Raw genomic sequence first — 12,484 nt, forward strand, 5'->3', positions numbered from 1 at the left:
TGCACGAAGGCGTTAAAGTTCCACCGGGGAACTCAGTTAATTTACCGCGTGCAGCTTAAACTGCCTCTCGGGAAGGTCAGGTCTTGCCTGCCCTCCCCCTCGCGCTGCATTTAAATAGGGCTAGCCCGTTCCCTTGCAGCAAGCGATCCCGCCTCACATAGCCTGGAGATCATCGCCTTCATGACCACAAGCAACAACCGCACTTCAGATTTCGACATCGACCCTATCTTCCTCGATCGCTGGTCGCCGCGTGCCTTCAACGGCGAGCCCATGGACCGGACGGCGCTCCTGACAATACTCGAGGCGGCACACTGGGCGCCGTCGGCGAGAAACTATCAGCCTTGGCGTTTTATCTATGCGTTGAACACAGATCCGGAATGGGATGGCTTTGTCGGTCTGTTGAACGAATCAAACCAAGTCTGGGCCAAGTCCGCATCCGCACTGGTCTTGTTGTTTTCGGATACACTGAGCCGCAGGAATGATGGTTCCGAGCCCAGGCCACTGCGCAGCCATAGCTTCGATACCGGGGCGGCCTGGGCGATGCTTTCGCTGCAGGCGGTACGCTCTGGATATCTTGCCCATGCCATGGGCGGTGTCGATTTCGATCGGGCGCAGAGTGAACTCGGCGCGCCGGCGGGCTTCCGGGCTGAAGCTGCGGTAGCCATCGGCAAGCTAGCCAACCCAGCCGACCTACCGGATCACCTCAAGGCGCGTGAAGTGCCAAACGGTCGCAAGAAGCTCTCCGACGTTGCCTTTTCCGGGGCCTTCCCGCGCGATTGAGCAAATTAGCGCGCATTAACCAAGCGTTTCACGTGAATCACTCGTTAGCCGGCCTCACATGCCATCATTAAATGTCGAGGTTGGCTACGCTCAAGGCATTTTCCTGAATGAACTCTCGGCGCGGCTCGACTTCGTCGCCCATGAGTCGCGCGAACAGACTATCGGCATCGGTCGCGTCATTGACCCTGACCTGCAGCAACGAGCGGACGTTCGGATCGAGAGTCGTCTCCCAAAGCTGCTCGGCATTCATCTCGCCGAGACCCTTGTAGCGCTGCATCGTCAGGCCCTTGCGACCGACCGCAAAGATTGAGGTCAAAAGTGCGCGTGGTCCAGAAATCTCCGTCTTGTCTTCCTTGCGCTGAAGGACCGGCGGAATCCCGTAGATCTCGTGCAGGCGCGCCGCCATCTGATCAATATGGCGGGCATCCACCGAACCGATCAGGGCATTGTCGAGGTTTGCTGTTTCCTTGACACCACGCACCATGCGTTCGAAACGCAGACCACCCTCTTCCGTCACATGGCCGGTCCAGCCGCGCTCGGTCTCTTCGGCGATGAGATCAAGGCGTTTTGCCACATCGGCGGCAGTCATTTCGGCCCGTTCGAGGTTGTCCGTGAGTTCGGGATTGAGTGCGCCGGAGATGGCGGCCTGTTCGATAACGTTGCGATTGTAACGCGAATGCAGGTTCTCGATCAGCGAGCGAAGGCGCAACGCGTCCTGGATGACTTCGCGCAAATCGTGACCGGCGCGGACTTCGCCATTGCCGAGGTTGAGCGTCGTGTCCTCCAGGCCCATAGAAATCAGGTAATCCTCCAGTGCCTTCTCGTCCTTGAGGTATTGCACCGATTTGCCACGCGCGACCTTATAGAGCGGCGGCTGGGCGATGTAGATATGTCCACGTTCGATCAGCTCCGGCATCTGACGGAAGAAGAACGTCAGCAACAGGGTGCGGATATGGGCGCCGTCCACGTCGGCATCGGTCATGATGATGATCTTGTGGTAGCGGAGCTTGTCGGCGTTGAACTCGTCCTTGCCGATCGAGGTGCCGAGAGCGGTGATCAGCGTACCGATTTCCTGGCTCGACAGCATGCGATCGAAACGAGCGCGCTCGACATTGAGGATCTTGCCTCGGAGCGGCAAGATTGCTTGGGTCTCGCGCGAACGGCCCTGCTTGGCCGAGCCACCTGCCGAGTCACCCTCGACGAGGAAGAGTTCGGATTTCGACGGGTCACGTTCCGAGCAGTCGGCCAGCTTGCCGGGAAGCGAGGCGATGTCGAGAACCCCCTTGCGCCGCGTCAGCTCACGGGCACGTCGGGCGGCCTCGCGCGCGGCGGCAGCCTCGACGACCTTGCCGACGAGAATCTTCGCATCCGCAGGATGCTCTTCCAGCCAGGTGCTGAGCGCTTCGCTCACCAGGCTTTCAACCACGGGGCGAACTTCCGAGGAAACCAGTTTATCCTTGGTCTGCGACGAGAACTTCGGGTCCGGCACCTTGACCGAGAGTACGGCGGTCAGACCTTCGCGGCAGTCGTCCCCGGTGAGGCTGACCTTCTCTTTCTTGGTGATGCCGGAACTGTCGGCATAAGAGGTGATCTGGCGGGTCAGCGCACCACGGAAACCGGCCAAATGCGTGCCGCCGTCGCGCTGCGGAATATTGTTGGTGAAGCACAGCATGTTCTCGTGGTAGCTGTCGTTCCACCACATGGCGACTTCGACGGTAATCCCGTCCTTCTCGCCGCGGATGGCGACTGGCTTCTCGACGAGCGGCTTTTTCGCCCGGTCGAGATAGACGACGAAGGCCTCGAGGCCGCCGTCATAGACCATCTCTTCCTGGCGAATGTCGGAATGTCGCTTGTCGGTCAGCAGGATGCGGACACCGGAATTGAGAAACGCGAGTTCACGCAGGCGATGCTCGAGCGTGCCATAATCGAATTCAATATTGGTGAAAGTCTCCGGGCTTGGAATGAAGGTGACTTCCGTGCCTGAACGGCCTTCATACTCGCCCGTCACTGCCAGGGGCGCATCGGGGACGCCATGGGTGAAGCTCATCTCGCAGATCTTGCCGGCACGGCGAATCTTCAGCTTGAGCGTGACGGAGAGCGCGTTCACAACGGAGACGCCCACGCCGTGCAGACCGCCTGAGACCTTGTAGGAATTCTGGTCGAACTTGCCGCCGGCATGCAGCTGGGTCATGATGACCTCGGCCGCCGAAACACCCTCGCCTGTGTGGATGTCCGTCGGAATACCGCGGCCATTGTCCGTCACGGTGACCGATCCGTCGGCATTGAGCGTCACGGTAACGATGTCGGCATGACCGGCCAGTGCTTCGTCGATCGCATTGTCGACGACTTCATAGACCATGTGATGGAGACCGGAGCCGTCATCCGTATCACCGATATACATGCCGGGGCGTTTGCGGACAGCGTCCAGCCCCTTCAGCACCTTGATCGAATCTGCACCATATTCGGCCGGTGCTTCATTCTCAGTGATCGGTGTGTCGGTCATTCAGTGATCTTTCCAGTCATAGGTCCAAAAGGCTTGATCCTCGAATCAGCGGCTTCAAGCGCATGGACTATAGGAGGTTTGAGGCAAGTTCCAAAGCCGGGACAGGGAAATCCCGTGGATATGCGGCGTTTCTCACGCCGTCACAAAGACTTTTCCGCTCCTTCGAGCAGATTTCTCAAATCCTTTACCACATCGGGGGAAAGGAGGCGAATCTTACGCGCCAGTTCGTTCGCCAATGCGGTATATTCGGCGGGCATGCCCGACGTGTCGACTACCACGCGTGGATCGGATGCGTCGGCAATCAGGAACAATTCCTCCGCTTCATCCCAGATGATGTTGAAATAGCCGGCAACGCGCTGGAGGAAGTCAAAATTCGGCCGACCCCGCCGCCCGTGTTCCAGCGCCGAAAGATAGGCCGGCGAAACGCCAAGCGCGGCCGCCATATCTTTCTGCGACACGCCTTTTCTTTCACGAAGGCGGCGCAAGGCCAGGCCGAAGGGGGTCATCGCCGCTCTCCCGCGCTGCGCGACAGGCGAACGTAAAGCGCGCCCTCGCCGCCATGTTGACGCGCCGCCGTCTCGTAAGACGAGATCAGATAGCGAAACTCGGCCTTGGAGAACCATAGGGGCACCGCCCGCTTGAGAGCACCGTCGCTGCCGAGCGAACTGCCCTTGCCGGTGATCACCAAAACATGGCGCAGGCCGCGCTCATGCGCCCGGATGAGGAAGTCGAGAAGGATGCCGTGTGCCTCGCTCTGGATCAGGCCGTGCAAGTCGATGCGCGCCTCCAGCGCCAGGTGGCCGCGCGACAGCTTGCGCTTGACGGGCTTTTCCAGCGGATGATGAACCCGGTCTGGTTTTTTCTCCAGTTCGGCGTTTGCTGCGGGTTGGGGCACAGTAGAGACCATCCGGGGAGTGCTGGGCTGTGCCATCGGCTCAGAAAGCTCTTCCTCAAACTCCAGAAGATCCTCGAGGCGCCCTGGCATTGGCCGGGTGGAACGCGCAACCTTGCCCCACAGGATACGCTCTTCCGCGCTGAGTTTGCCTCTACCCGCCACTAGCCGAACCTCGATGCCGCCTGCTTTGGGACCAATATATAGAAATCCGCCGCATTGCGCACCGCGCCCGCCAACTCGCCGGCCTCATCGCCGGAGCCGGTGAAGATATCGCCGCGAGCCGCACCGACAATCGCTGATCCGGTCTCGAGCGCCAGCATCAGACGCGCAAAGGGCTTTCCTTCATCAAGCCGGGTCAGGCTCTGCGCGTGAATGAAGAAGGGGTAGCCGAAGCTGTGGATCAGCCGGTCAACCGCGAGCGAGCGGCCAGCGATCAAGGGCACCTTCGCAGCGGCAATCGGCCCCAGGCGCGTGTCTTCGACCTCCGCTTCGCGAAAAAAAATATAGGATCGATTGTGCCAGAGCACTTCATCGACCTCATCTGGATGAGTCGCCAACCAGCCTCGGATCGCCTGCATGGAAATCCCGGTCATCGGGATCTCGCCGCGATCAACCAGAAGCTTGCCAATCGCCGAAAACGGGTGGCCGGCTTTGGCCGCATAGGTAATGCGTTTCAAGGTACCGTCAGGAAAGCACAGTCGCGCGGCACCCTGCACGTGGGCAAAAAAGACATCGACCTTCGATCTCGCCCAAGCGATTTCCAGGCCTCTTCCCTCAAGGAATCCCTGGTCGATCATACGTCGGTCGGGATAGGCCGAAATCCCGTCCGCCGTCTTGCGGCCGAATACATAGTTGCTGTCGAGACCGGAAGGACGGTTGGTTTCGTCAAGATCAACCAGATCGTCCGGCCGGCGATAGAAGGGAAAACGGTAGACCTGGTCCGAACGGTTAGAAACCTCAACTTCCGGTTCGTAAAAGGCCGTGACGAAACCACGCGCACCTTCTTTCAACTCAATCAGGAAAGGCCGACATTCGGCCTCGAAGAACCCGCGCGCTTCATCGGCATTGGCAGGCCGCAGCTTCGCCGCCGCCTCCAGCAACGGCATGAGATCATGCGAGGACAATCCACTCGCGCCGGTGCGATAGGGTTTGACGTTGAGTATATGTTCCCGACAGGTAGCAAGCGCAGTGAACAACGCTCTTGGATCGTCCTCCGCCCAGCCGGGCAAAGCATCGAAGCCAACCGGCCGGAGACCAAAATCCATGAGAGCCGCCTTCACGCGTCCGCTTCGGTGGCGACCAGCTTCCAGTTGGGATCTCGCGAACGGATCTCGCGGGCAAAAGTCCAGAGGTCGTTGACTTCAGTCACCTGCTCCGCATCGCCATCGATCAGCGTTCCGGCCTTGTCATAGGTTGCGGTGATCAATTGGCAAATGACGCGAACGGTAATCTGTTCCTCGTCGCCCCGGACGACAGCCTGGGTGATTTCAGCCTTCTCGATCCCGACAAAGGTGGACTTCACCACCTCACCGCGAGACTCGCGATCGGCTATCACAGATTCGAAACCTTCGAACACTTCCCGCGACAGGAGATTCTTCAGCGTCTTGCGATCCCCGTCGGCAAAGGCCATGACGATCATCTCGTATGCCATCCGGGCGCCGTTCAGGAATTCTTTCGGATTGAAGCTCGGATCGTGCTGGATCAGTTCGCGCAGCGATGTATTCAGCGCCGTACCCGGCTTGGCAAAAGCATCGATGGCGGCAAAACGCTCATCGCCACTGACCTCGTCGCGCTTTGGCAACGTGACAACCTTGCCGTCATCGCCACCCGGGCCCTTGGCCAGATCGCGAGGGCTGTAGGGATCATAAGGCGGTTTCTCGCTACCCGTCCGACGACCCAGCACGTTACGCAGCTGCAGAAAGATCAAAACAGCCGCGACAAGAAAGAAGAGAGTGACAAAATCGTTGGAGCCCATGGCAATCGGTCGGCCTTGTTTAAATTCTCGGTCGTGACACCCATATAGTCTGCGAATGCTAATCATTCAAATAGCCAATCGGCTTTCTTTGAAATGCCGATGAGAACCTGTTCCCGCGTCCTGTGTCCCTGACGCGAATTCTAACCGGAGTGAACCATATGCGACTGCCGCTGGCGATCCTGCTTCTTCTGCCCCTGGCGGAGATCGCCGCTTTCGTCGTCGTCGGCAGGTACGTCGGCGTTCTGACGACACTTGGTCTGACAGTGCTCGCTACCGTCGTCGGCCTCGCCTTGCTGCGCATCCAAGGCGCGGGCGTCCTGCGGCGCCTGCAGACAGAGAGCCAAAGCGGCACCGATCCGGCGCGCGAGATCGTGCACGGCGCGATGATCGTCATCGCCGCCTTCCTCCTGATCATCCCGGGCTTCCTGACCGACATGGTCGGTATCCTGCTCTTCGTACCCTTTCTGCGAGACTTCGCCTGGTCGCTGATCAAGCCCCATGTGACGGTCATCCGCGAAGGCCGCTTCTCCTATCGATCCTCGCCACAGGGTCCCGCTTCGCCCCGATCCACCATTATCGACCTTGATGAAGACGACTACCGCCACGACCCCAACCGGCAGTCACCATGGTCGGTCGATGACGGACGAAAGGACTGAGACGGCCGAACAGGGGTTCCGGTGCGAGGGTTGTAAGGCCCGTAGTGAAATGTTAGATGGCCTCACCAAATCCAGCTGCGAGGAATGCCCTATGGCCAACGACGATCAGGGAACTGCAAGCCCCTCCCTCAATATTCTTGCTCAGTACATCAAGGATCTTTCCTTTGAAAATCCGGGCGCGCCGCGTTCGCTGCAATCGCGCGACAAGGCCCCGGCCATTAATATCAACGTGAACGTCAACGCCAATCCGCTGTCGGATTCCGATTTCGACGTCGTGCTCGCGCTCAACGCCGAGGCCAAGGAAGGCGACAAGGTTCTGTTCGCGGCCGAGTTGATCTATGGCGGTGTTTTCCGCGTCACCGGCTTCCCGCAGGAGCACATGCTGCCGGTCCTCTTCATCGAGTGCCCGCGCCTGCTCTTTCCGTTTGCCCGCCAGATCATCGCCGATGCCACCCGCAATGGTGGCTTCCCGCCGCTCTTGATCGATCCGATCGATTTTGCCCAGATGTTTGCTCAGCGCGTGTCCGAAGAACAGGCCCGCGCCAAGGTCCAGGCCGTACCGAACTGATCTCGAACGATTTTCGCAGGAAATGCAAAAAGGCCCGGTCGATCCGGGCTTTTTTATGGGTCAGCTGTACTTTGCCCAGATGGCGTTCTGTCCAAGGCGCGCCACGAGTGCGGCGTGACCATCCTGCTCGGTTGCGGAGATCCGAGGCGGCAGAGCGCGCAGACGCTCGTAACGGACATCGATGACCTCGACCTCCTCGCCGTGTTGGGGGCGCCCCTCTTCCACCGGCATCAAACCGAACGCCGCCTGGCGGCCCCCAAGCATTTCGATATAGACCTCGGCCAGCAGCTCGGAGTCGAGAAGAGCGCCGTGCTTGGTACGGTGCGAATTGTCGATGCCATAACGACGGCAGAGGGCATCGAGCGAGTTCGGCCCCATCGGATGCTTGCGGCGGGCCAGCGCCAGCGTGTCGATCACCACCTCCGCCGGTACTGGCGGGCGGCCGAGCCGCTCGAACTCCGCATTGATGAAGCTCATGTCGAAGCTGGCGTTGTGCGCCACCCAGCGTGCGCCATCAAAGAATTCCAGCAACTCGTCGACAATCCGGTTGAAGGTCGGCTTGTCCTTCAGGAAGTCGTCAGTGATCCCGTGCACAGCCAAAGCATCCGGGTGGACCCGCCGGTCGCCGGGATTGATATAGACGTGGAAGCTGCGTCCCGTGGGGAAATGGTTCAGCAGTTCGATGCCACCGATTTCGATTACACGGTCGTTCTTGAATTCGAGGCCTGTGGTTTCCGTGTCAAAGATGATCTCACGCATCTGCTTCTTTCCCTTTGCCGGCCCTGATAGCTGCGATGACTTGCGTAACCTGCTGCCTTGCCAGTTCGATTCCATGGCCGGTGTCGATCACGAAATCAGCTCGGCGCCTTTTTTCATCATCAGGAATCTGACGCGACGAGATCATTTCGAATTTCTCCAAGGTCATTCCGGGCCTTTCGAGCACCCGCCGACGCTGGATTTCCGCGTCACAGCTGACAACGACAACCACATCGACGCGTTCAGCACCGCCGGTCTCGAACAGGAGAGGAATGTCCAGTACCGCCATGTCGGCACCGGTAGCGCGCTGTTCATCGAGAAAACGCCGCTCTCTTTCACGCACCAGCGGATGAACGATCGCCTCAAGTTCTTTGAACTTAGCCGGATTCTTTGCCAGATTCTCCGCCAGAGCCGCCCGATCGACCGCACCGCTCTTGACCGCCTCAGGAAAGAGCTTGCGTAAAGGCTCCACCGCTTCTCCCCGATAAAGCTCATGCACCACGCGGTCCGCATCGTTCACTGGGATGCCCTCCTGCGCAAACAGACCGGCAGTCGTCGACTTGCCCATGCCAATCGATCCGGTAAGTCCCACGACGATCATGCGCGCACCTCCATATCCGCGATGATCAGATCGCGAAGCGTTCGATCCACAACCGGTCGAATACCGAACCACTTTTCGAAACCTGGAACCGCTTGGTGCAACAGCATTCCGAGACCATCCACAGTCGCCAGGCCCAGCCGCTGAGCCTGCTCGAGAAAGGGAGTCATCAATGGCACATAGACAATATCAGTCACGACGGCACTGGGCGCTAGCCCATCGAATGCGAGTAGCGGGGCGTCCGCTCCGCCCATGCCGAGCGAGGTTGTGTTGACGAAAAGGTCGGCTCCACGCATTACCTCGTTGCACGCGGCAAGCGGGTGCGCATGGATACGCGAACCAAAGCGATGCACCAGCTCCTCGGCCCTGTCCACGGTGCGATTGACGACATGGATCTCAGCGAATGCGCGTTCTCTGAGGGCCTGGACAATAGCGCGGCTTGCTCCGCCAGCCCCAAGCACAACCGCCTTTTTGCCGCCATCCCAACCGGGATGGCGATCATCAAGATTGGCAAGGAAGCCTATGCCATCGGTATTGGTCGCCTTGAGCCGGCCATCTTCCAGCCAGAGCGTATTGGCCGCCCCGAGTTCTACGGTCAAGTTGTCCGCTTCATCGGCATATCGAAAAGCTGCCTCTTTGTGCGGGATGGTAACGTTTCCACCGCAGAAGCCGAGCGCACCACTCTTCAGATCGGTGATAAAACTCGCAAACCCTTCAGGCGCAACTTCGATCCGCTCGTAGCTGCCGGCAATATCCAGCGTCTTCAGCCAATAGCCATGGATCAAGGGTGAGCGCGAATGCGTTATCGGATATCCGACGACAAACGCGCGATGGTTAATTGTTTCACGTAAATCAGGCATCGAGTTCCCCAAGGGCGCGCAACTGTCCCAGCAGCGGCAACAACGGAAGACCCAAGATAGTGAAATAGTCGCCGGCGATGGAATCGAATAGCTGGATTCCGATCCCCTCCAATTGATAGCAACCAACGCTCTTCATCACCGAGTCTCCACAACGTTCAAGATAGAGTTCGAGGAACGCGTCGGAGAAATCCCGCATCGCAAGGTCAGCAGTCGAAAGGTGACGCCACACTTCCCTACCCTCTTGCACCAGAACGACGGCGCTGTTCAATCTATGGACGTTGCCTCTCAGTGTTCGGAGGGTAGAGGCCGCCTCATGGCGGTCGGCGGGCTTATGGAAAACCCGCTGCCCAAGTGACATCGTCTGGTCACAGCCGATGACGAGTGCCTTGGGAAAGCGGTTGCTAACCTCGAGTGCCTTTTGCAGTGCGAGTTCGAGCGCGAGTTCGCCTGGCCCAAAGGACCGATGCGCAATAAAATCTTCGAACGCACGTTCATCGATTTGCGCCGCGACCGCTTGAAAAAACAGGCCGGCATTTTCCATCAGCATGCGACGTGACGGGCTCGCCGAGGCGAGAACGAGTGTTTCGGCCATGGCAACAGCATTTCCTGAAGCAGTTATCCGCTGGATTCGGCTTAGCGCAGCTTAAACCGAAGGGCAACGATGGCCGCTGCTGTTTCCTCAATCGAACGACGGGTCACGTCGATGATCGGCCAGCCGTTGCGGGCACAGAGCATGCGCGCGTACTTGAGTTCCTCGGCAATGGTCGCTCGATCGATATAATCGCTTCGATCATAGCCTGGAGTGGCACCGAGTTCCCGGTTTTCCCGCACCTGAGAGATACGGTCGGACGTCGCGATCAGTCCGACGATCAGTGGTTTGCTCGCGCGCATGAGGCTTTCCGGCAGCGGCACGCCGACGACGATCGGGATGTTCGCGGTCTTGATGCCGCGGTTCGCCAAATAGATGCTGGTTGGCGTCTTCGAAGTACGGCTGATTCCTATGATGACCACATCGGCCTCGTCATAGTCATCGGGTGACTGTCCGTCATCGTGATCCATGGTGAAGTTGAGCGCTTCGATACGCGCAAAATACTCCGCATTGAGCACATGCTGCGCCCCGACGCGTCCACGCGATGGTGCACCGAGATAGGTCTGAAACTTCTCTATGACTGGCGCGAGCACGTTGACGCTGGGTACGCCCATATCGCGACAGGTCGTATCCAGCATGTCGGCGAGATCCGGATCGACAATGGTATAGAGCACGATCCCTGGTTCCCCGTCGATCGCCTCCAACACCGGCACCAGCTGCCGTTTGGAGCGGATCAAAGGATAGACGTGTTCGATCGCGTTGGAAAACTTGAACTGCGCCGCAGCTGCCCTGCCCGCTGAAATGAGAGTTTCGCCGGTGGAGTCAGAAATCAGATGGAGATGAAAGAAGTTTTTCCGGTTCTCCACGTTGTTCTCGGCCACCTGTTGATAAATCGGGAGAAGCAGACCTAGCGGCGTAGGCTGCCGCGGGGCAAGGGGAAAAGTGCCAACTTGTCCACATCGGCTCGTGGCTTGGCTCGTTTCCAGCGCACTTGTGGATTGTGGTAAGAAGCTGCAGTTGTTCTTCCATATTCACAACTTATCCACAGGTCCGGCATTTCATGCGAGGCCGCTAACCACCTAGAAATGCACGGTTTAATCAGCTTTTCCCCAAAATCAGAGACAGGTGATGCTTGGTTCTCCAATCACGCATTGCGCTCACTGCATACGCGGGTTCATCTGTGGATCTGCTTTAATCCTTGATAGTCACAAACTCTTAGAAATAGAAGAAGATTCAATTATCTTTTCTTTTTTAAGAGGGCTGGCACAGTGAGCGGCACTGAACGGAAAATTCTCGAAGTTCTGAGCGGCAAGTCGATTACACCACCGCCGATCTGGCTGATGCGGCAGGCGGGACGTTATCTTCCTGAATATCGCGAAACGCGTGCACGAGCCGGGAGCTTTCTCGATCTTTGCTACACGCCGGACTACGCTGTGGAGGTGACGCTTCAGCCGATTCGTCGCTATGGCTTTGATGCGGCCATCCTCTTCTCCGACATTCTCGTCATTCCTGATGCCTTGAATCGCAATGTGCGCTTCACGGAGGGACATGGTCCGCAGATGGATCCGATCGACGCGGACGGCGTCTACAAGCTGGCGCCGGCTGGGTTTATGAACCACCTTGTTCCTGTTATCGAAACTGTGCGGCGGTTGCGTGCGGAACTGCCGGATGAAACGACCTTGCTCGGCTTCTGCGGTGCCCCTTGGACAGTTGCGACCTACATGATTGCTGGGCACGGCACTCCAGATCAGGCGCCGGCTCGCCTGTTTGCCTATCGATATCCGGAAGCCTTTGACTATCTCCTCGATCTTCTTGCGGATATGTCGGCAACCTATCTCGTCGCTCAGATCGATGCTGGCGCCGATGCGGTGCAGATCTTCAATTCCTGGGCCGGTGTTCTCGGCGAGGAAGAGTTCGAAAGGTATTGCGTCCGCCCGATGGCGCGCATCATCGCCTCGGTCAAGGCGCAGCGACCTGGTGGCAAGGTGATCGCTTTCGCCAAGGGTGCAGGTCTGCTGTTGCGCGATTATCGGCAAAAAATTGGTGCCGACGCCATCGGTCTCGATTGGACGGTGCCCTTGAGCTTTGCGGCTGAACTGCAGAGGGATGGCCCCATACAGGGCAATCTTGATCCTATGCGGGTTGTTGCCGGCGGACGGGCCCTCGAGGAAGGGATTGACCGCATCCTGGACAAGCTCGGCCATGGTCCGTTGATTTTCAATCTCGGTCACGGCATTACGCCTCAGGCTGACCCGGAAAATGTAACGGCATTGGTCAGGCGCGTGCGCGGACTGAAGGATTAAC

Annotated in this window: 14 protein-coding genes; 4 read left to right on the forward strand and 10 right to left on the reverse strand. The window is 58.6% G+C overall.

Annotation, left to right across the window (positions count from 1 at the left end; translation table 11 throughout):
- Positions 1-180 precede the first annotated feature (180 nt).
- The gene (locus ACWPVA_RS17180; protein WP_454288827.1) at positions 181-780 is read left to right on the forward strand and encodes a nitroreductase family protein; all 600 of its coding nucleotides are present in this window, start codon (positions 181-183) and stop codon (positions 778-780) included.
- Positions 781-847: 67 nt separating this feature from the next.
- Here ACWPVA_RS17180 and gyrB read toward each other — a convergent pair whose 3' ends face one another.
- The 5 genes from gyrB to ACWPVA_RS17205 form a co-directional block, all read right to left on the reverse strand.
- Positions 848-3,283, reverse strand: a complete 2,436-nt coding sequence (gene gyrB, locus ACWPVA_RS17185) for a DNA topoisomerase (ATP-hydrolyzing) subunit B (protein WP_454288828.1) — start codon at positions 3,281-3,283, stop codon at positions 848-850.
- A gap of 140 nt (positions 3,284-3,423) precedes the next feature.
- Complete coding sequence (locus ACWPVA_RS17190) at positions 3,424-3,789, reverse strand: helix-turn-helix domain-containing protein (RefSeq protein ID WP_454288829.1); 366 nt, start codon at positions 3,787-3,789, stop codon at positions 3,424-3,426.
- Complete coding sequence (locus tag ACWPVA_RS17195; protein WP_454288830.1) at positions 3,786-4,340, reverse strand: Smr/MutS family protein; 555 nt, start codon at positions 4,338-4,340, stop codon at positions 3,786-3,788. The genes ACWPVA_RS17190 and ACWPVA_RS17195 overlap by 4 nt, the downstream gene beginning before the upstream one ends.
- Entirely contained in the window at positions 4,340-5,443 is a 1,104-nt protein-coding gene (mltA, locus tag ACWPVA_RS17200; RefSeq protein WP_454288831.1) for a murein transglycosylase A, read from the reverse strand. Before mltA ends, ACWPVA_RS17195 begins: the two co-directional genes overlap by 1 nt.
- 11 nt (positions 5,444-5,454) lie before the next feature.
- Positions 5,455-6,153, reverse strand: a complete 699-nt coding sequence (locus ACWPVA_RS17205) for a Tim44/TimA family putative adaptor protein (RefSeq protein WP_454288832.1) — start codon at positions 6,151-6,153, stop codon at positions 5,455-5,457.
- A 158-nt stretch (positions 6,154-6,311) separates the two neighbouring features.
- Here ACWPVA_RS17205 and ACWPVA_RS17210 point away from each other — a divergent pair, with 158 nt between their 5' ends.
- Together ACWPVA_RS17210 and secB are read left to right on the forward strand one after the other, a co-directional pair.
- Positions 6,312-6,809 (forward strand): FxsA family protein, encoded by a 498-nt coding sequence (locus ACWPVA_RS17210; RefSeq protein WP_454288833.1) that lies wholly within the window; start codon positions 6,312-6,314, stop codon positions 6,807-6,809.
- Positions 6,810-6,900: 91 nt separating this feature from the next.
- Positions 6,901-7,377, forward strand: a complete 477-nt coding sequence (gene secB / locus ACWPVA_RS17215; protein ID WP_454288834.1) for a protein-export chaperone SecB — start codon at positions 6,901-6,903, stop codon at positions 7,375-7,377.
- Between the two features lie 60 nt (positions 7,378-7,437).
- Here secB and dnaQ read toward each other — a convergent pair whose 3' ends face one another.
- From dnaQ to ACWPVA_RS17240, 5 genes are read right to left on the reverse strand one after another with little or no spacing between them, the layout of a single operon-like run.
- Positions 7,438-8,136 carry a DNA polymerase III subunit epsilon gene (dnaQ, locus tag ACWPVA_RS17220; RefSeq protein ID WP_454288835.1) on the reverse strand — a complete coding sequence of 233 codons (699 nt, stop codon included), beginning with the start codon at positions 8,134-8,136 and terminating at the stop codon, positions 7,438-7,440.
- The gene (gene coaE, locus ACWPVA_RS17225) at positions 8,129-8,734 is read right to left on the reverse strand and encodes a dephospho-CoA kinase (RefSeq protein WP_454288836.1); all 606 of its coding nucleotides are present in this window, start codon (positions 8,732-8,734) and stop codon (positions 8,129-8,131) included. The genes dnaQ and coaE overlap by 8 nt, the downstream gene beginning before the upstream one ends.
- Positions 8,731-9,591 carry a shikimate dehydrogenase gene (locus tag ACWPVA_RS17230; protein ID WP_454288837.1) on the reverse strand — a complete coding sequence of 287 codons (861 nt, stop codon included), beginning with the start codon at positions 9,589-9,591 and terminating at the stop codon, positions 8,731-8,733. Before ACWPVA_RS17230 ends, coaE begins: the two co-directional genes overlap by 4 nt.
- Complete coding sequence (locus ACWPVA_RS17235) at positions 9,584-10,183, reverse strand: Maf-like protein (protein ID WP_454288838.1); 600 nt, start codon at positions 10,181-10,183, stop codon at positions 9,584-9,586. Before ACWPVA_RS17235 ends, ACWPVA_RS17230 begins: the two co-directional genes overlap by 8 nt.
- A gap of 41 nt (positions 10,184-10,224) precedes the next feature.
- Entirely contained in the window at positions 10,225-11,046 is an 822-nt protein-coding gene (locus ACWPVA_RS17240; RefSeq protein ID WP_454289630.1) for a pyruvate, water dikinase regulatory protein, read from the reverse strand.
- A gap of 402 nt (positions 11,047-11,448) precedes the next feature.
- Here ACWPVA_RS17240 and hemE point away from each other — a divergent pair, with 402 nt between their 5' ends.
- Positions 11,449-12,483: a uroporphyrinogen decarboxylase gene (hemE, locus tag ACWPVA_RS17245; protein ID WP_454288839.1), complete on the forward strand. Its 1,035-nt coding sequence runs from the start codon at positions 11,449-11,451 to the stop codon at positions 12,481-12,483.
- Position 12,484 lies beyond the last annotated feature (1 nt).

This window comes from Rhizobium arsenicireducens, from assembly GCF_964021225.1.